The sequence below is a fragment of the Zunongwangia sp. HRR-M8 genome (genome assembly GCF_027594405.1).
Lineage (GTDB): Bacteria > Bacteroidota > Bacteroidia > Flavobacteriales > Flavobacteriaceae > Zunongwangia.
Window position 1 is genome coordinate 1,253,608 of sequence record NZ_CP115161.1, and the last position, 21,237, is coordinate 1,274,844.

Below are 21,237 nucleotides of genomic sequence, written 5' to 3' on the forward strand. Positions count from 1 at the left end.
TACAAAATGAAACAATATTTTTTCATCATACTTTTACTGGCCTGTTTTATCCTACATGCGCAAATTCCTGATTTAGCGGATTACAATCCTACTTGGACGTCACAAAGTAATAATAGTTCAGAATCTATGCCAGTTGGTGGTGGTGATATAGGAATGAATGTTTGGGTAGAAAAGGGATCTATATATGCGTATTTCTCGAGAAGCGGAACTTTTGATGAGCATAATACTTTTCTAAAATTAGGTCGCTTAAAATTGGAATTAGAACCAAATCCGTTTAGTACTGAAGAAGGCTTTAAACAAGAATTAAAGCTGAATAATGGTTTTTTGGAAATTAGCCAAAATAATACCCAAATAAAGTTCTGGGTAGATGTTTTTAATCCTGTAATTCACATGGATATTGAAAGTTCTACAAAAATTGAAGCATCGGTAAATTATGAAAACTGGCGCTATCACGATCGAGAAGTAAAAGGAAAAGCGAATAATGCCAATTCTTATAAATGGGCGCCACAAGGAAAAATCATTACATATGCAGATTCTATATTTTTTCATGAGGAAAAGATTCTTTTTTATCACCGAAATCGTTATAGTACAGTCTTTGATGTAGCTGTCAAACAGCAAAAGATGGAATCTGTTAAAGACCAGATGACGAACCCTTTAAGAAATCTCACTTTTGGCGGACTTATTCACGGTTCGAATTTCCAGCCTGCTGGAATCTACGAAGGAGTTTATCAGAATACCGATTTTAAAGGTTTTCGGCTAAAAAGTAAAAAGCCATCAAAGAATCAAAATATCCAAATTCAGCTGTATACGAAACAAACAGAAAATATTAAAAATTGGAAGTCTGTATTATTAAATTCTGTTCAGGAATATAAGAAAGATAAAAACCGAGCAGCAAAGAAATCGCAGGATTGGTGGAATGCATTTTGGGATCGTAGTTGGATCTACGTTCAGGAAACAAATTCAACAAAAAAAGATTCTGTATTTCAGATAGGACAGAATTATCAGTTATTCCGATATATGCTTGGATGTAATGCTTACGGGGAATATCCAACCAAATTTAATGGAGGTCTTTTTACTTACGATCCAGCTTATGTTGATTCTACATATAAATTTACGCCAGATTTCAGGAATTGGGGTGGAGGGACTATGACTGCGCAAAATCAACGTCTGGTTTATTTTCCTATGTTGAAAAGTGGTGATTTTGAAATGATGACTCCACAATTTAAATTTTACCAGCGTATACTGAAAAATGCTCAGTTACGCTCTATAGTGTACTGGAATCATAAGGGGGCATCTTTTACTGAGCAAATTGAGAATTATGGACTACCAAATCCCTCTGAATACAATTGGAATCGCCCTGAAGATTACGATCCTGGAATGCAATACAATGCCTGGCTGGAATACCAGTGGGACACTATTTTAGAATTTTGCATGATGATTCTCGATCAACATTATTATGCGAAAATAGATATTTCTGAATATCTTCCATTGGTGATGAGTAGTTTGCAATTTTTTGATGAGCATTATCAATATCTGGCAGGAAAACGAGGAAGTGAAAAACTGGATACTAATGGAGATTTGATACTTTATCCAGGATCTGCAGCAGAAACTTATAAAATGGCTTATAATGCCAACTCAACAATTGCTGGTTTAAGGGTCATTTCTGAAAAACTTCTGTATTTACCGAAGCACTATTTATCTGATATAGAGAAATCATATTTAAAAGAATTCCAAAATAGAATACCGCCTCTTAATTTTCGAGAAATAGCAGATAAAAAGGTAATTGCTCCGGCCAAAAGTTGGGAACGTGTGAATAATACAGAGGTTCCACAATTATATCCTGTATTTCCGTGGGGAATCTATGGAATTGGTAAGCCCGAATTAGATATCGCTAGAAATACTTTTAGACTTGATCCCGATGCTAAAAAATTTAGAAGTCATATTGGATGGAAACAAGATAATATTTTCGCTGCACGATTAGGCTTTACCAAAGAGGCCGCTAGATTCACCAAAATGAAATTAGCAAATTCAGGTCGAAGATTTGCTGCATTTTGGGGACCAGGTTTTGATTGGGTTCCAGATCATAATTGGGGAGGTTCGGGAATGATCGGACTTCAGGAAATGCTTTTACAAACAGTTAATGACAAGATTTTACTTTTCCCTGCCTGGCCCAAGCACTGGAATGTTCATTTTAAAATGCACGCTCCAGGTAATGTAATAGTTGAGGCAAAAGTAGAAAATGGTGTGTCGGAAATTATAGAAATAAGTTCAAATTACGAGAGAAATAATATTATTAATCTTTACGAATCTTCAGAAGAAGAAAAAAGTAAATTAATCTTGGATAATGAATAAGATAGGATGTAAAAAGTTAAGCTTTAAGCTTATACTTATGTTAGTTATGAGTCTGAATATGGCATGTGAAGCACAAACTTCACTAGATAAAAAAGACTTTCAAACTTTAAAAGTAGATTTAGATTTTGATGGAAGAAGACTCAAAGAGGTTAATGATCCCTTATATAAATCATGGGTTATTGGAGAAGAAAAAAAGTTAACAAAATCCTTTGATGAAACCAGCATTACTTTTGAAGGAGATCTTAAGTCAGGTTGGTATAAAGCTGGTATACAGGCTCCTAATTATGCACAGCTGGTAAGCGATGGATTAGTGGCTAAAGGATCTTTAACCATGATTATCTCTGGTCTTAAAAAAGGGAAACACACTTTACTTACTTTTCATAATACTTTCGATAGTCCGGAGGCAAAAACTTTTGCTCCGATTAGCATATTTGTCAATAACGAAAAAGTAAAAACGGTGAAACCATCAAATAGGACTGATGCTACTGTTAATTCAGCCATGGCTTATATAAAATTTGAAGTTGAGGATGATAAAGCAGTTACCATAAATTTCGAGGTTGATACTAATAGTGATATTGCAAACGATATTTTAGTTCTGAATGGATTTGAACTGGATGGTCAAAATATGATGAATCAGGCGCGAAGCCCATTTCCGGAAAACTCTGACGAGCACGTTGTCATTGATGACCATTTAAATTTAAAGTGGAAATCTCCTAGCGGTATCAAAAGTCATAGATTATATTTCGGGACTAATCAAGATAATATTATAGAGGCGTCTGAAGATTCTGAAGAATTTCAAGGTGATATCACCGATAATAATTTTGAAGTATCCGATCTGTATTCTATGCAAACATATTATTGGAGGGTAGATGAAATCGATGAAAATGGAGATTTAACTCGAGGTGAAGTTTGGTCCTTCAAACCTGCACAATTAGCTTTTCCGGGAGCCCAGGGTTACGGGCGATTTGCAATAGGAGGGCGTGGAGGAAAAGTTGTTGAAGTTACTAATCTAAATGATGAAGGTGAAGGTAGTTTACGATATGCCGTAGAAGAAATTAATGGTCCCAGAACTATTGTTTTTAATGTTTCTGGTAATATCGAATTAAAATCACGTTTGGTGATTAGCGATAAATATGTAACCGTTGCAGGGCAAACTGCCCCGGGTAAAGGAATTACAATTTCCAGAGCTCCAATAGGCTTAACAGGGGATGATGGTATTCTGCGATTTTTGCGGGTTAGAATTGGAGCGGGAAGAACCTATGATGGTATGGGGTTAACCGGTGCAAATCATAGCATTATTGATCATAGTTCAATCAGTTGGACTATAGACGAATCTTTTAGTTCGAGAGGAGCACATAATATTACATTACAGCGTACTTTGATCTCTGAAGCTTTAAATATTGCTGATCATGGAAAATATGAAGGAGGCAAAATGCATGGATATGCGGCAACTATTGGTGGTGATATTGGAAGCTTTCATCATAATCTTCTGGCTCATAATTATGGAAGAAATTGGAGTTTAGGTGGCGGATTAACGGGAAATGGATATTATGCGGGTCGGCTAGACATTCGAAACAATGTGGTTTACAACTGGGGACATAGAACCACCGATGGTGGAGCGCATGAAGTTAATTTCGTAAATAATTATTATAAACCGGGACCTTCAACAGATTTATTTTTCGCTTTAACCATGGATCATGAAGGAGTAGGATTGGGTTCTCAAAAGGCATATTTTAAAGGTAATGTGATGCCTGGAACATTTGGACTGGAGAATCAGGAAAAAGGAAGACGCTCAAAAATTTCCAATGATGAAATTGTAGACTATGAAACCTTTGTAGATGAGCCATTTTTTCCATCCTATGTAGAAACACAACCCGCTACTTTGGCGTATAAAATCGTATTATCTGATGTTGGATCTAATTTACCTTTAGATAATCATGATAAAAGAATTATTCAGGAAACTATAGATAGTACTTATAAATATAAGGGTAGTATTAGTGGACTTGCCGGTATGATCGATACAGAAGAAGACGCCGGTGGATGGGAAGAATATCCCGAAGAAACTAGACCTGCCGATTGGGATACAGATCACGACGGTCTACCAAACTGGTGGGAAAAGGCGAAAGGCTTAAATGTAAATTCAGCTAAAGGAGATTTTAGTGAAGCGAATTCAGATAGCAATAAAGACGGATTTACCGAACTTGAATATTATCTTAATTGGCTTGCTGAACCGCATTATAGTGTTGAAGCAGAAAAGAAAATAGATATTTCTGCAAAAGATCTATTTAAGGGCTTTGTAAAGTCACCTAAATATTCTTTGCTTGAAGGTTCGGCAAGAATCAAGAATGACATAATCTCGTTTTCTAGTAAAGAAAAAGGATTTCATGTGTTGCGGGTTAAGGTTACCGATGCTGATGGAGATTCGATGACTAGAAAGATTAATATTTTTATCCAATAACGATATCTATGAATAAAATAATTTTTTTTGCTGGACTTATAGTTTCCACATTTGGCTTTGGCCAGGGAAAGGGGCTGGTGGCTAATAGTGAAAGTCCTTACTCAAAATTAAAAAGTGTAGGACTTGCTGATGTTGAGTGGACAGAAGGTTTCTGGAAAGAGCAGCTTGATGTCGAAATAGATAATACATTACCATATATGTGGAAATTGTATCATAATGAAGAAATAACTCATGCATATAGAAACTTTGAAATTGCCGCAGGTCTTATGAAGGGGAAGCACGATGGACCTTCTTTTCATGACGGAGATTTTTATAAAGTTTTTGAAGGAATGGCAGCAACCTATGCTTTAACGAAAGATGAGAACCTAAATAAGCAAATGGGTGAAGCCATAGTAATGATAGGAAAAGCACAGCGAGAAGACGGCTATATTCATACTCCCGTAGTAATTGAAGAAAAATGGGGAACGCTTGGCGAAGAATATTTGCAACAGCAGCTTGGATTTGAAAAGTATAACATGGGACATCTAATGACTGCAGCTTGCGTTCATTATCGTGCCACTGGGAAGAATGATTTTTTAGATATAGCGAAAGGTGTAGCTGATTATCTCTATGATTTCTACAAGAAAGCATCACCAGAATTAGCACGTAATGCTATCTGTCCATCTCACTACATGGGGGTAGTAGAAATGTACCGTACAACCAAAGATCCAAGATATTTAGAGCTGGCCAATAATTTGATCAATATCCGTGGAACTACAGATGATGGAACAGATGATAATCAGGACCGCATTCCATTTAGGGATCAAACAGTTGCTATGGGACATGCTGTAAGAGCTAATTACTTATATGCGGGTGTTGCTGATTTATATGCAGAAACTGGAGAAGAAAAATTACTTGAAAACCTTAAGTCTATTTGGGAAGATGTTGTTTATCGTAAAATGTACATAACCGGGGCTTGCGGTGCATTGTATGATGGGGTTTCTCCGGATGGTACCTCATATAATCCAGCAGAAGTACAGAAAATTCATCAGGCTTATGGTAGACCTTACCAATTGCCAAATGCTACAGCGCATAATGAAACATGTGCAAATATTGGTAATGTATTATGGAATTGGAGAATGCTTCAGATCACTGGAGAAGCAAAATATACAGATATACTTGAGCTGGCTCTTTATAACAGTGTTCTTTCAGGAATTAGTTTGAAAGGAGAAGAGTTTTGTTATAATAATCCACTTAATGTTTCTAGGGATCTGCCTTTCGATCAAAGGTGGGGTAGTAAAAGAGAAGGTTATATCGCCTTATCAAATTGTTGTGCACCAAATGTAACCAGAACGCTAGCTGAAGTTAATAATTATGCATACAGTCTAGCCGAAAACGGAGTTTATATTAATTTATACGGAAGCAATCATCTTAATACGAAAACTAAAAACGGAGATCAAATAATAATAGACCAAACTTCAAATTATCCATGGGACGGAAAAATAGAAATTAATATACAGAAAATCCCAAAAACTAGTTTTTCTTTAAATGTTCGCATTCCCGGCTGGAGCAGTGATGCAGTTGTAAAAATTAATGGAAAAGAATATACAGATGAAATCAAATCAGGAACCTATTTGGAATTAAAGAATAATTGGAAGTCGGGAGATAAGATTGTTTTAAATTTACCCATGCCCATACAAAAAATGGTAGCCAATCCATTAGTTGAATCAGTAAAAGGACAGGTAGCAATAAAAAAGGGACCTATAGTTTATTGCCTGGAATCCAATAGCGAAAATTTATGTCAAAGCGTTAATTCGGTGAGTCTTGATTTGCAAACTAATTTTGCATCAGATTTAATTTCTATCGATAATAGGAAAATGATGGTATTGAATGCAAGAGCAAAGTGTGCAATAGAAAATTGGGACAATACATTATATAGACCTTTGAATACTGAACAGGATTCCGAAATTAATATACAGATGATTCCCTATTATGCGTGGGGCAATCGCAATTTTGAAGAAATGAGCGTCTGGCTTAAACATTAATAAATCTTAAAAAAATGTTATAGAACTTTAAAAATTTTCTAAACTAAATTTGATCTGTAATATTATTAGGTTACTAAGTAATAATTTAAAAATCTGATAATTTGCTAATTTAAAATGGTGATTTAAAAGATATAAGCAGTATAGTGCAGGATAGGTTTTAGAATACTCTAAGATATATTTGAGTTAAATTAAGTAAATAGAGTTTTACAAAGTGTAAATACTGTTAATCTTATTTAAACTTTGAAAATTTACGAAATCGATTGAATTTATTAACTAACAATTATTAATAACAAAAATCTAATACCTATGAAACAAATAACTACAAAGGTATTTACAATTTTTCTTTTTTTCTGTGCAGGTCTAATTTATGCCCAAGACCTCGGTGATCAAAGAACAATATCTGGTAATGTTACGGATAGTGATGGAGAAATTTTACCAGGTGTAAATGTGTTCGTTAAGGGTACTCAAAATGGAGTAGTAACGGATTTTGATGGGCACTATACCATTAGAGCTTACGGTAGAGATACGCTGGTTTTTTCATTTATTGGAATGAAAACCACTGAGCGCTACATTGGAGGGGAACGCAATATAGATGTTGTCCTAGAAGATGACAACCAGCAACTTGATGATGTAGTAGTGGTTGGATATGGCGAACAGAAAAGGGAGCATCTAACGGGTGCTGTAGAAACTGTAAATATGGAGGAAATTGAAGATCTTCCTGTGGGAGATTTAGCTACAGCACTACGAGGTAAATTGCCGGGAGTTAGTATTTCCGGTGGTTCAGTTAGACCTGGATTGAAGCCAACTTTAACTATTAGAAATCCCATAACTTTATCTAAAGATGGTGGAAATAATCAACCGCTTTATATAATTGATGGTGTGCTTCAAATTGATGCTCAGGGAAGAAATGATAATACCTTGTTTAATCAGCTCGATCCATCGGAAGTTCAGAGTATTAGTATACTTAAAGATGCAGCAGCGGCGGTTTATGGTTCTAGAGGTGCGAATGGAGCTGTAGTTATTAAAACAAAACGAGGACAGGCAGGTCCTCCTCAGTTTAGTTACAATGGTTCTTATGGTATAACCGATGAGCAAGAAAGAACTAAGATGCTAAGTGCGGCTGAATACGCGCGTTTTATTAATGAGCTAAATGGGCCATATGGGAATCCTAATGTAAACCGCGAAGATAGTAATAGTAATAATTATTTTTTCTCGGAAGATGAGATTGCATATTTTGAAAACAATGAGTATGATTGGTTAGATAGAGCATGGTCCTCTGCAAGTACTCAAAGACATTCAGTAAATGTTAGTGGGGGAGCCGAGGGTGCTACCTATTTTGGGGGAGCATCATATTATCAACAAACTGGTAATTTATCGGACGTTGATTATGATAAGTGGACTTTCAGAGCTGGAACTAGTGTAGATATAGCATCAGGGTTAAATGCAAATCTGCAGGTTTCTGGAAATTTCTCAAATCGTTCCTCTACATTTAATAAAGTTACAGGAGAAAACGCTGAGGATGATTATAATAGCCTTTTAAGAGCTCCGCGATACATTCCACCTTATATTAATGGATTGCCTGTAAATGTTCCTAATGGAGGTGTCGGTGGAGATGGATATCATTATTTTGCTATTCAAAATCTTGATAACTATGCGAAAAATCAAGATCAGACATTAACATTCAATATGAATCTTGAATATGAGGTACCGTTTGTAGATGGACTTTCTTTCAGAGCTACATATGGTAGAAATATGGGAACTGGTAAGCTGAGTCAATTGGGATCTGTTTATCAACTATACAATTTTGAAACTAGTGGTGACAATGGTCATATTTATCTTCCTGATGCATCCATAGTTGGTGATCCAATAGAAATAGAAAATGGAGATCGAATATTCTACAGAAATTCTGATAATTTTTCAGAACAGTATAATTTTGTAGGAACATATAATCAAACATTTGGTAAACATGCTTTGGGGGCTCTAGTAACTATAGAGAGAGGTGAAACTGAAGGTACACAGCAACAAGTTTTAAGAGAAGAGGTAGCTCCAGATTCTAATGGTCAATTCAATTCCGCTTTTGGGGATGTAGATGGATATACCTGGAAATATGAATCAGGCTCGCTGTCTTATGTAGGAAGATTAAATTACAGATATAATGATAAGTATTTATTTGAATTTTTATATCGATCGGATGCTTCTACAAAATTTGCGCCTGAAAATTATTGGGGTCATTTTTACTCGATTTCTGGAGGATGGATAATTTCGGAAGAAAATTTCTTTACATCTGATATTATAGATTTTCTTAAAATAAGATTTTCTCACGGTAAATTAGGTAAGGACGATACAAAAATGTGGGCGTGGAGACAACGTTATACTTTTCAATTAGCTAACGGAGCAGTTTTTGGGGGTGATTCTCCGAGATCAGATGGTTTTAAAATGGAACTCTCGCCCAATAGAGATGCTGTTTGGAGTGATGATTATAAAAACAATTTAGGAATTGATATGCAATTTTTTGACAGAAGATTAAATGTTACGGTTGATGCTTTTTATAATCAGGGTAGAAATATGTTAATTGAAAGAACAGGAGCTGTGCCATTTTCTATAGGAGGTACCGTTGCAGCTGAAAATTATGGAGAAGTAGATTTTTGGGGAGGAGAAATTTCTGTAGGCTGGCAAGATAACATAGGTAAGGATTTTAGCTATGGAATAGATGTGAACAGTGGATGGAGTACTAATAAAGTATTGGTAGGTAACTTTGATGAAACATCTGTTTTGCCGTGGAATGCGAGCCAAGGAGAAATGTCCGAAGTAGGAACATGGGGTTACGATTATTTAGGAATGTTTAAAGATCAAGCAGATATAGATGCTTATGTAGATCAATACAATATTCAGCAGGTTTTTGGAATCCCAACGGAAGATTTAAGACCAGGAATGCTTTATTATCGAGATGTAAGAGGAGAGCATCTTGGAGATGGCGAATTTGCAGAGCCTGATGGGATTATTAATGAAAATGATCGTGTAGAATTAGAAAAACCTAATAATAGATACGGAATAGCTTCAACAATTAGATTAAAATATAAAAATTTTAGTGTTAGGGCTACTTTAGGAATGTCTTGGGGAGGTTTTGATGCAATCGATGCAAGGGATATTGATATTACATCAGAAATAGATCAAAATTTTGCTAGTGTACCTAGAATTTGGAATGATGTTTACAATCCAGAGACTAATCCAAATGGATCTATGCCAAATCCATATTTTTCACAAATTAATTCGGTACCTTCCGAGTTTTGGAGAGTAAGTAGTTTTCGCTTCACTATGCCAAACCTAAATCTAGGATATTCATTATCAAAAGATACTGCAGAGAGTCTTAATTTGTCTGCTTTAAGCGTTCAGTTAACTGCTTTAAATCCATTCAATTTTTATAATCCTTACTCGTACAAAGGTGCTAATAGCGCGTGGGGAGGATACCCAATACTTCGAACATTTTCTCTAGGATTAAATATTAGACCTTAATTAAAAAAATTACAATGAAAACAATATTTAAAAAAAATATAGGTAGATTAATATTGCTAGCATTTATTTCCCTTTCAGTTTCTTGTAGTGATGAATTTCTTCAGGAGAAACAAGATTGGACTGGAGTAAATGAGCAAGTATTTCAGGATGAATTGAGAGCTAGAGCCTATGTAGATTATGTTTACTCTCTTTTTTTACCTAACGACGGTAATGTGCCTCAATGGTGGTATCATTCGCATAATGATGATTTGTTACAGACTAGTGATGAATATTTCGGTCAAACCAGATGGAATCAGGAGTGGGCAACTATTTCACCAAATGAGAGCCATGCATGGGATTATATCGGTCGGAAAATGACTTCAAAAATTGAAAATACCACCTATACAAGAATACGTCAGATTAACTTATTTATAAATAATGTGGACGATTACGATACCATGGATGAGGATACAAAGAATTACCTTAAAGGTCAAATGTATTTTTGGCGTGGTTATCAATATTTGGATTTAGCAAGCTGGTATGGTGGTGTTCCAATAGAATTAGAAGCTCAAAATCCAATAGTGGATCCAGCCGGACAAACACCTAGATCCTCAGCGGAGCAAACATTAGGACAAGCAATGTCTGATTTAGATATGGCGAAAGAGCTATTGCCTGGAAGATGGAACGATGCTGGAGATTGGGGTAGAGTAACTAGTGGAACTGCAGCTGCACTAAAAGGTAGGGCAGCTTTATTATGGGCGAGCCCTCAGTTTAATAGGGATGATGATCAGGAACGCTGGCAGGCGGCATATGAAGCTAACTTAGAGGCTAGGAATATTCTTGAATCCAATGGATTTGGATTATATGAAGGTGAATGGGCTAATATTTGGAATCAGGAAGTTGGTAATCCAGAAGCAGTTTGGGTGTGGAGCTTTAATACTCTTACTAATGATAGGCAGTTAAATAGCGGTTGGGAAACTGTTAATAGGCCAAGTGATCAATCATCATTTTATGCAGCTAAACCAACTAAACAGACGGTAGATGCTTTTCCTATGAAAGATGGTAAACCTATTGGTGAATCTGATACTTATGATTATGATTTGCAAAGTTTCTATAAAGATCGGGATCCTCGCTTTTATGCCACATTTGCATTTCCAGGTGATTTATATCCTTATGCGGAAGATTCAGATTACAGATCTTGGAATTATACTTGGTTTAGCGATGAGGGCTCAGAACAGCCAAATGAGGATACTGATGCTGCTGCGAATGCTAGTGGTTTTTACGTTAAAAAGATGACCAATCCAAACGTCTCTAATGCCGATCGATTTGCACAATCAGGCAATGATTACATAGAAATTAGGTTTGCAGAGGTGGTTCTTAATCTAGCTGAGGCAGCAATTGGAATAAATAATTTAGATGAGGGCAAACAAGGTATTATTGAGATTCGGCAACGAGCAGGTTTAGAAAATCTTGACGGTAGCTTTGGTTTAGCGGATGTTAATTCTAGAGATAAATTATTTGGAGCAGTTGTTAAAGAAAGGCAAGTAGAACTAGCCTATGAAAGGCAAAAAAGATATTATACTCTAAAGCGCTGGATGTTATTTAATGGTGATTTTGGAACATGTACTAGATTGGGAATAGAACCTATTGATGGCACACGAAGAACTGGTTTTTATTTTATAGCTCAAAACGAAAATGGTGATGATTATATTGGGGCAGACGATCCTTTTGCTCCTAATGAAGAGGGAGTTGTACCAATAGTTAGTAGGGTGCCCGGAGAGTTTCCTGAAGGAATCACTAATCAAAGCGAATACGTTGAATGGTGGAGAGATAATTATTTCCGAATACAGATTAGGGATAACTTAGATCCAACAGATAATAATTGGACCTTTTCCTGGTACAATGAGTACTATTTCTTAGGAATTAATCAGGATTTAATTGAAACTAATCCATATTTAGAACAAACAATCGGTTGGGGAGGAACTTTTGATCCATTAGAATAATTTTTAAGCAAAACAGATTTAGAAACTTATCTTTTAAAGATAAGTTTCTTTTTTATTTCTAAAATTTCAAAATTTAAATTGTTTTTATGATTAAGAAAAAAATATTGATAATACTGTTCATCTTGGGAATTGTGAATACTTTAAAAGCGCAATATCCAAATCTTACAGAGGAAGATCGACAACGTGAAAAAAATATAGTTGAAAATGCCTACAACCATTCAGATAGTGCCTGGAAGGTAGCAGAAAAAATAGTTTTAAAAGAAGCTAGAGAGGGTAAACCATACATTCCATGGGCCGCCAGACCCACAGATATACCTCAAGCCAAAATACCAGCATTTCCTGGAGCTGAAGGCGGAGGTATGTTTACTTATGGAGGAAGAGGAGGTAAAATACTTACTGTGTCAAATCTTAAGGATAGCGGAGAAGGATCTCTTAGAGCAGCTTTAGAAGTTGGTGGAGCCCGGATAATAGTATTTAATGTGGCCGGAATTATAAAATTAAAAACACCTCTCATAATAAGAGCACCCTATGTAACTATTGCAGGTCAGACTGCTCCTGGTGACGGTGTATGTATTGCAGGAGAAACAGTTTGGATAGATACACATGATGTAGTTATAAGGCATATGCGTTTTAGAAGAGGAGCTACAGATGTTTCAAGAAGAGATGATGCTATTGGAGGAAATCCCGTTGGAAACATAATGATAGATCATGTTTCAGCAAGCTGGGGATTAGATGAGAACATGTCTATATATCGACATATGTATAGCCCAGGAGCAGACTACAAAGACGAAAAACTACCTACGGTTAATATTACTATTCAAAATAGTATTTTTTCAGAAGATTTAGATACTTATAATCATGCTTTTGGGAGTACCCTAGGTGGGGAAAATTGCATGTTTACAAAAAATTTATGGGCTAGTAATGCGGGTAGAAATCCCTCGATTGGCTGGAATGGAATTTTTAACTTCGTAAATAATGTTGTTTATAATTGGAAGCATAGATCAATAGATGGTGGCGATTATAAAGCAAGCTATAATATTATAAATAATTACTTTAAGCCAGGGCCTATTACCTCAAGCGAAGACAGAGTTGGTCATCGAATATTAAAACCTGAATCTGGTAGAAGCGATCTTGATACAGTGGTATTTGGAAGAGCTTATGTTGATGGGAATATAATGAAAAATTATCCTGAAATTACGGCTAATAACTGGAATGATGGTGTTCAAATTGAAGGAAAAAGCGGAGAATTAATGGATTATACAGAAGCCAATAAATATTTCCCTTATATGAAAGCTCAAGAATCAATGCCTATGCCATGGTTAAAAAATATTATGACAGCTGAAGAAAGTTATTCATTTGTTTTGGAAAACGTAGGTGCTACACTACCAGTTAGGGATGCGGTTGATAAGCGTGTGATTAAAACGGTTAGAACAGGAGAGGCTATTTATGAAAAAGATGTAGATCCAGAATCATTTTATCAATTTGAGCACAGAAGATTACCAGCAGATTCTTATAAGCAGGGAATTATTACAGATATTAAACAAGTAGGCGGATTCCCAGAGTATAAAGGAAAGAAATATTTAGATTCCGATAAAGATGGTATGCCAGATGCATATGAGAAAGCTGTCGGTCTTAATCCCAATTATGCTTCTGATGCTATTAAAGATTTAAATGGAGATGGGTATACCAATATTGAAATGTATATAAACGGATTAGACCCAAATAAGAAAACTGACTGGACCAAACTAGAAAACAATCATGATACTCTTGCCGATTTAAAGAATGGTCTGAATGAATACAAAAAATAAAAAAATGAAAAAAATACTTTTTTTAGTATTAAGTATGCTTTCTATCTCAACTACTATTTCACAGGAGAATTTAGACCCTGAATATATAAAGGTAACTAATGAAAGAGCAGAAAAAATAGTGGCTAATATCTCTATAGAGAACGAAGCTGAAAAATTACAAGTAAAAAATACTATTGCAAATCAATATCGATCTCTTAGTCAAATTCACGAAGAACGAGATAGCGAAATTGAAGAAATTAAGAAAAAGTTACCGAAAGATAAATATCCAGAGAAGTACGAATTAAAAGCCCAGGAAATTAGAGATAATTCCGACAAAAAAATAGCGAAATTGCATAGATCATTCTTAAGAGATTTATCAAAATACTTGGACGAGAAACAAATCGAACAGGTAAAAGATGGAATGACTTACGGTGTAGTTCCAAAAACGTATCGTGCTTTTCAAGAAATGTTACCAGAACTAGCTGAAGAAGAAAAAGAGTTTGTTCTAAAAAATCTTAAAGAAGCCAGAGAGAAGGCTATGGATGCCGGATCTTCCCATAAAAAACATTGGTGGTTTGGGAAATATAAAGGTAAAATAAACAATTATTTGTCGTCTAGGGGGTATGACCTTGCTAAAGCGGGCGAAGATTGGAAAAAAAGAATAGAAGAAAGCGAAAAAAAACTAGCAGAACGAGAACCACCACATCCACCTCGTTTACCTGAAGAAGTCATACCAGCTTTTCCCGGAGCCTGGGGAGCAGGAATGTTTACCAGCGGAGGCCGGGGAGGAAAAGTAATTGCAGTTACAAATTTAAAAGATAGTGGGCCAGGTAGTCTTCGCGAAGCATTAGAAACAAAAGGAGCCAGAATAGTTATATTCAGGGTAGCAGGAACTATTAAAATTGACGGAGACTTAAATATCAATAATCCAGATATCACTGTAGCTGGTCAATCTGCTCCTGGTGATGGTATATGTATCGCCGGGACTCTTAATATAAATACTCACAATGTAATATTAAGACATTTGAGAGTTAGAAGAGGTATAGCTTCTGGAGGACAGGGTGACGATAATATTGGAGGAAATCCGAGTCATCATATTATCATAGACCACTGTTCTACAAGTTGGGGTATGGATGAAAATATTTCTTTATATAGACATATGCGGCCATCCTATGATGGGAAAACTCAAATTAAAGATCCTTCCAAGCATATTACTATTCAGTGGACTATTTCCAGTGAAGCATTAAATGCAAAAGGACACGCATTTGGCGGAACCTGGGGAGGTAATCCGTCTACTTTTCATCATAACCTTTTTGCTAGTAATACAGCAAGAAATCCATCAATTGGAATGTCTGGATCTTTCGATTTTAGATACAATGTAGTTTTCAATTGGGGACATCGCTCCATAGATGGCGGTGATGAAACTTCAACAATAAATTTAATTAATAATTATTTTAAACCGGGGCCGGCTACAGAGGATAATATTCGATCAATTTTTGCTCGTATTGAAGAAAGACACATGTATTCACCTGGAAGTGCTTGGGCAGAAGGAGATTGGTATAAGGAATCTCCAGATCGTCCTGGTAAGTGGTATGTGGCAGGAAATATTATGTATGATAATCCTAAGGTCACGAACAATAACTGGGAAGGTATGCGAGGACAAAGTGCAAATATGGAGAATTTACAAGAACTTAAAACTCTAGCCAGGGTTAATACACCGTTTGTAGGATGGCCAGTTGCTCCACATGAATCGGCTGATGCTGCATTTAATGGAGTGCTAGAGAAGGTTGGAGCAACTTTACCTAAACGGGATGCAGTAGATCAGAGAGTTGTAGAAATGGTACGTACTGGGCAAACGCCGACAGAAACAGGAATAATTGATGATGTTGAAGAGGTTGGAGGATATCCAAAGCTTACTTTTGATAAGAATAAAGTTCTTAAGGATACTGATAAGGATGGAATGCCAGATGAATGGGAAATTAAATTTGGTTTAGACCCTCAGAACCCTAACGATGCCAAAGAAGACACTGATGGTGATGGTTATACTAACATTGAAGAATATTTGAACGGAACCAATCCAACAGAAAAAATTGATTACAGAAACCTGGGTAATAATGTGGATACAAAAAGTTAGTATTATAATATTTACTACTATTAATTTTGCATAAATTTCGTATCATGAAGCCCATTAAAATGCCTAATCTAATTCAGATTAGGCATTTTAATATTCCAAGAAAGTACAGGATGCAAAACTTAGGTTTATTGGGTATAATGCATATTATTAAATTCTATGTAAAATGTTCTCAAAACGAAATAGTTATTATACTTTATTTATAGCAACTGTATTAAAATCAGTATTTTGCTTTGCTCAATATCCAGAAATTCCGGAAGCATTGCAAAATAAAACTGATATAAGAATGCAAAATGAGGAGAAACGCTTGCAAGAAAAATGGGATAGTGAGGTTTACCCAATCATAAAAAAACAGGCAAAAAATGGAAGACCTTATATACCGTGGGGATCGCATCCAGCTGATTTTATAAAAGCAGATATTCCAGCATTTCCTGGAGCAAAGGGTGGTGGAGCTTTTACTCCTGGCGGTAGAGGAGGAAAAGTTTTTGTAGTTACAAGTTTAAAAGATAGTGGGGCTGGCACATTAAGAGAAGCCTGTGAAGCAGGAGGAGCACGGGTTATTATTTTTAATGTATCTGGAATTATTCAGCTAGAGAGACCAATTAGTATTAGGGCACCTTATGTGACAATAGCAGGTCAAACAGCACCAGGAGATGGTATTTGCATAGCAGGAGAAACTTTTGGGATAGATACGCACGACGTTATTATAAGGCATATGCGTTTTAGGAGAGGGGCTACCGATGTAACCAGAAGAGATGATGCGTTAGGAGGTGATCCTATGGGAAATATTATAATAGATCATTGTTCGGTAAGCTGGGGGTTAGATGAGAATATGTCGATGTATCGAAATATGTTCAAACCTAATAAAAATTCTGATCGAAAGAAGTTACCATCCAGTAACATTACTATTCAAAATACAATCTCAGCCGAAGGTTTAGATACTTATAATCATGCTTTCGGAAGTACAATCGGCGGCTTAAACAGTACGTTTATTCGAAATTTGTGGGCTAATAATATATCTAGAAACCCTTCAGTAGGAATGTATGGTAGCTTTAATTTTGTAAACAATGTAATCTTTAATTGGTGGAATCGATCAATTGATGGTGGGGATTATCGTTCTCGATTTAATATTATTAATAATTATTTTAAACCGGGCCCTATAACCCCAAAAGATAAACCAATTAGCTACAGGATTCTAAAACCTGAATCGGGTTATTTAGATCCTAAAACTTATGGGAGAGCATATGTTGCCGGAAATTTTGTAGAAGGTAATTCGGAAGTTTCTGATAATAATTGGAATGGTGGAGTTCAAATAGAAGAAGAAAACAATTCAGAAAAAAAAGATCATTTAGAATATATTAGGCAGGAAAAAATGTTTTCAATGCAAAACATTGATATTTTATCTGCCAAAGAGGCCTATCAGTTTGTTTTAAAAAATGTTGGAGCTACTTTACCAAAAAGAGATGCCGTAGACGAAAGAGTTATAAAACAAGTTAAAACAGGAAAGATTAAATATAAAGAAGGCTTGGAAAATAATATTGGTTCAGAATATATAAATAGGCGATTGCCTGCCGATTCCTACAAAAAAGGAATAATCACGAGTCCGGATCAAGTAGGCGGATATCCAACATATTCCGGTAAACCTTATAAAGATTCTGATAACGATGGAATTCCGGATGTTTGGGAAAAGAAATATGGTTTGAATCCACAAAATTCTTCAGATGCTATTGAAGATATGAATGGAGATGGATATACGAATATAGAAAAATATATAAATGGTATAGATCCTAAAAAAAATGTGGATTGGCATAGTATGGATAATAACAAGAATACACTTACAGAACCTTTGTTACAGAGATAATTGATACACGTAAATGAAACTAATTCAACGATTAATAACTATTTCTATTTGTTTTATAGGCAACCATATATATGCACAACAGGATTTTCCTGATATCGGAAGAGATGAAAATGGTTCAATCATCTATCTTGGAGATGAGAAAGGAAATAAAATTCCGGATTTTTCTTATGCCGGTTATAAAAGGTCAGCTAAAAATTTACCCAATGTTTCAGCAAAAATAGTAGTTTCTCCACCCATCGGTGATGCCACCAATGCCATTCAAATGGCAATCGATTATGTTTCAGATTTAAAACCTGATAAAGACGGATTCCGCGGAGCTGTGTTTTTGGAGAAAGGTTTGTACCAAGTAAATGGTACACTTTATTTAAAAAAATCAGGAGTAGTTTTAAGAGGTTCAGGTAACTCTGAAGATGGGACTGTTTTGCTAGGAACCGGTGTAAAAAGAGAAGCGATCGTTAGAGTGTTGGGAAAAGACGATTTTGAAATAACAGATACTATAAAACTTTCTTCCGATTTTATTCCATTAGGAGCAAATCACATGAATGTTGGTGATGAATTGAATAAAAATGATGAAATATTTATTCAATTTAATTTGAATCAACAATTTGTAGATACGCTTCAAATGAATGATTTTGGAGCAGAGACCGGTTGGATTGGATGGAAGCCCGAAGATTGGAAGATCACCTGGGATCGAGAAATTCTTGATGTATCATCGGGTAAATTTCAATTAAGTGCACCAATCACTATGAGCTTAGATCCAAAAAACGATGATGTATCTATATTAAAATATAAATGGCCTGGTAGAATTGAACAAGTTGGATTAGAGAATCTATCTATTAAATCTGAGTTTAATCAGGACAACCTAAAAGACGAACAACATCGATGGCTTGGTATTTCAATAGGTAACGCAAAAAATGTATGGGTTAGACGAGTTAATTTTAAAAATTTAGCAGGCGGTGCAGTGCATTTACTTAAAACTACAAAACAAATTACTGTTGAAGATTGTATTTCAGAAAACCCAGTATCTGAAATTGCTGCTTTTAGAAGGCAAACTTTTTATACTGAAGGCCAATTAACGCTATTCCAGCGATGTTATTCCGAATATGGCTATCATGATTTTGCAGTTGGCGGTTACGGCGCTACCGGTCCTAATGTATTTGTGCAATGTGAAGCATATTTACCGTATAGTTTTAGTGGAGCTATAGGAAGTTTGGCCACTGGTATTCTATTCGACATTGTAAATATTGATGGAGATGCGCTTAGCTTTGCAAACCAGGGACAATCAGCCAGAGGCTCTGGATGGACTGCTGCAAACTCAGTTATTTGGGAAAGTTCGGCATCTATGATGAAAGTTCCAAGTCCGCCAACTGCACAAAACTGGGCATTTGGAGTATGGGGACAATATTCAGGAAACGGTCATTGGAAAGAAGTGAACAGCCATATAACCCCAAGAAGTTTATTTTATGCTCAATTAGATAAAAGATTAAGTACATCTGAAATTGAACCGGATATTCTTGAGATCGGCACAGAGCCATCATCAAGTCCAACTTTACAAGCTGCTGAGCAGCTTACTCGGGAAGCTGAAAATGAACTAAGGAATTTGAAAGAATGGATTTCAAATGTTGATGATCGAAAACCAATTAATTTTAATAATGAAAGTGCTAAGAATTTTCAAGACCTAAAATTACCTAAAACAAAAACTATTAAAAAAAGTAATAAAAAAATTACTTTGAAAAATGGGATGATCACCTCTAATGAAAAACTCCTTGCAGGAAAACATATGTCGGTTATGTGGTGGAGAGGAAGTTTGCGAGATGATGATATTCGAAAATCGTCTCCACATATTACTAGATTTGTGCCTGGGCGAAGAGGAATTGGTTTAACCGATAATTTAGAGGAGACCGTTTCTTGGTTGAAAGAGAATAATATTACAGCTTTAGATCATAATTATGGTTTGTGGTACGATCGTCGTATGGACGATCATCAGCGAGTAAGAAGATATGATACCGATACATGGCCACCATTTTATGAACAGCCTTTTGCCCGCAGCGGGAAAGGTACTGCCTGGGATCATCTTAGTAAATATGATCTTACAAAATACAATACATGGTATTGGTCTCGTCTAAAAAGTTATGCGCAACTCGCTGAAAAGGAAGGACAGATGTTATTTCATCAGCAATATTTTCAACACAACATTCTGGAAGCAGGTGCGCACTGGTCCAGTTCTCCGTGGAGAGCTGCCAATAATATCAATGAAACAGGTTTTCCAGAGCCACCACCTTATGCAGGTGACAAGCGAATTTTTATGGCTCGACAATTTTATGATGTAAAAAATGAGAATCGAAGAAATTTACATAAAAAATATATCGAACATTCTCTAGAGAATTTTAAGAATGAGAGTAGTACCATCCAGTTTACGAGTGCCGAATATACAGGACCACTTCATTTTATGGAATTTTGGCTGGATGTAACCAAATCATGGGAAAAACAAAACGATAATGTTGCCTACATAGGATTAAGTGCTACCAAAGATGTACAAGATGCAATCCTAAATGATAAGACAAGAGCGGAAGTTGTTGATGTAATTGATATCAAATACTGGTATTATCGAGAAAATGGCGAAACTTACGCTCCGGAAGGAGGTAAAAATCTTGCACCTCGTCAACATGCTAGGAAAATGAATACGGGAAAAGAATCGAATAGATCAGTGTATAGAGCAATTAGAGAGTATCGAGAAAAATTTCCTGAAAAAGCAGTAATATATAATACCAATGGAGCGCCTCGTTTCGGGTGGGCGCAGCTTATGGCAAAAGCTTCGTTACCCAGTATTCCAAAGATAGATCTTGAATCATTTTATGTGGAAATCCCTAAAATGAAATTTGAGAAAGATGAAGATTTCAATAGTAGCATTTGGACCCTTCAAAATAGTGGACAGGCGTACTTGTTTTATTTAAATAAAATAGACACGTTTTCTATAGATCTTTCAAAATCTAAAGGCATGTTTCAAGTGTACAATGTCAACAGTGAGACAGGACAAACCCAAAAAACAGAAGTTTTAAAAGCAGGTACAAAGGTGGAAATTGTTCCAGAAAATAATAATCATATATTTTTTATTACAAAGATTTAAAT

Annotated in this window: 9 protein-coding genes; all 9 read left to right on the forward strand. The window is 35.7% G+C overall.

Features of this window, described 5'->3' with window-relative positions; all coding sequences use genetic code 11:
- The first annotated feature begins 6 nt into the window (after positions 1-6).
- The 9 genes from PBT89_RS05360 (at position 7) to PBT89_RS05400 (ending at position 21,235) form a co-directional block, all read left to right on the forward strand.
- Positions 7-2,352 carry a DUF5703 domain-containing protein gene (locus PBT89_RS05360; protein WP_270063727.1) on the forward strand — a complete coding sequence of 782 codons (2,346 nt, stop codon included), beginning with the start codon at positions 7-9 and terminating at the stop codon, positions 2,350-2,352.
- Complete coding sequence (locus PBT89_RS05365; protein WP_270063728.1) at positions 2,345-4,810, forward strand: pectate lyase family protein; 2,466 nt, start codon at positions 2,345-2,347, stop codon at positions 4,808-4,810. The genes PBT89_RS05360 and PBT89_RS05365 overlap by 8 nt, the downstream gene beginning before the upstream one ends.
- A gap of 8 nt (positions 4,811-4,818) precedes the next feature.
- Positions 4,819-6,834, forward strand: a complete 2,016-nt coding sequence (locus PBT89_RS05370; RefSeq protein WP_270063729.1) for an aceric acid hydrolase — start codon at positions 4,819-4,821, stop codon at positions 6,832-6,834.
- 306 nt (positions 6,835-7,140) lie between these two features.
- A complete protein-coding gene (locus PBT89_RS05375; protein ID WP_270063730.1) occupies positions 7,141-10,347 on the forward strand; it encodes a SusC/RagA family TonB-linked outer membrane protein in 3,207 nt (1,068 codons plus the stop codon).
- Positions 10,348-10,361: 14 nt separating this feature from the next.
- Complete coding sequence (locus PBT89_RS05380) at positions 10,362-12,329, forward strand: RagB/SusD family nutrient uptake outer membrane protein (protein ID WP_270063731.1); 1,968 nt, start codon at positions 10,362-10,364, stop codon at positions 12,327-12,329.
- 86 nt (positions 12,330-12,415) lie between these two features.
- A complete protein-coding gene (locus PBT89_RS05385; protein ID WP_270063732.1) occupies positions 12,416-14,137 on the forward strand; it encodes a pectate lyase family protein in 1,722 nt (573 codons plus the stop codon).
- A gap of 4 nt (positions 14,138-14,141) precedes the next feature.
- Positions 14,142-16,250 (forward strand): DUF3826 domain-containing protein, encoded by a 2,109-nt coding sequence (locus tag PBT89_RS05390; protein ID WP_270063733.1) that lies wholly within the window; start codon positions 14,142-14,144, stop codon positions 16,248-16,250.
- 163 nt (positions 16,251-16,413) lie between these two features.
- Positions 16,414-18,108, forward strand: a complete 1,695-nt coding sequence (locus PBT89_RS05395; RefSeq protein ID WP_270063734.1) for a polysaccharide lyase — start codon at positions 16,414-16,416, stop codon at positions 18,106-18,108.
- A 13-nt stretch (positions 18,109-18,121) separates the two neighbouring features.
- The gene (locus tag PBT89_RS05400; RefSeq protein ID WP_270063735.1) at positions 18,122-21,235 is read left to right on the forward strand and encodes a DUF6298 domain-containing protein; all 3,114 of its coding nucleotides are present in this window, start codon (positions 18,122-18,124) and stop codon (positions 21,233-21,235) included.
- Positions 21,236-21,237: the final 2 nt, after the last annotated feature.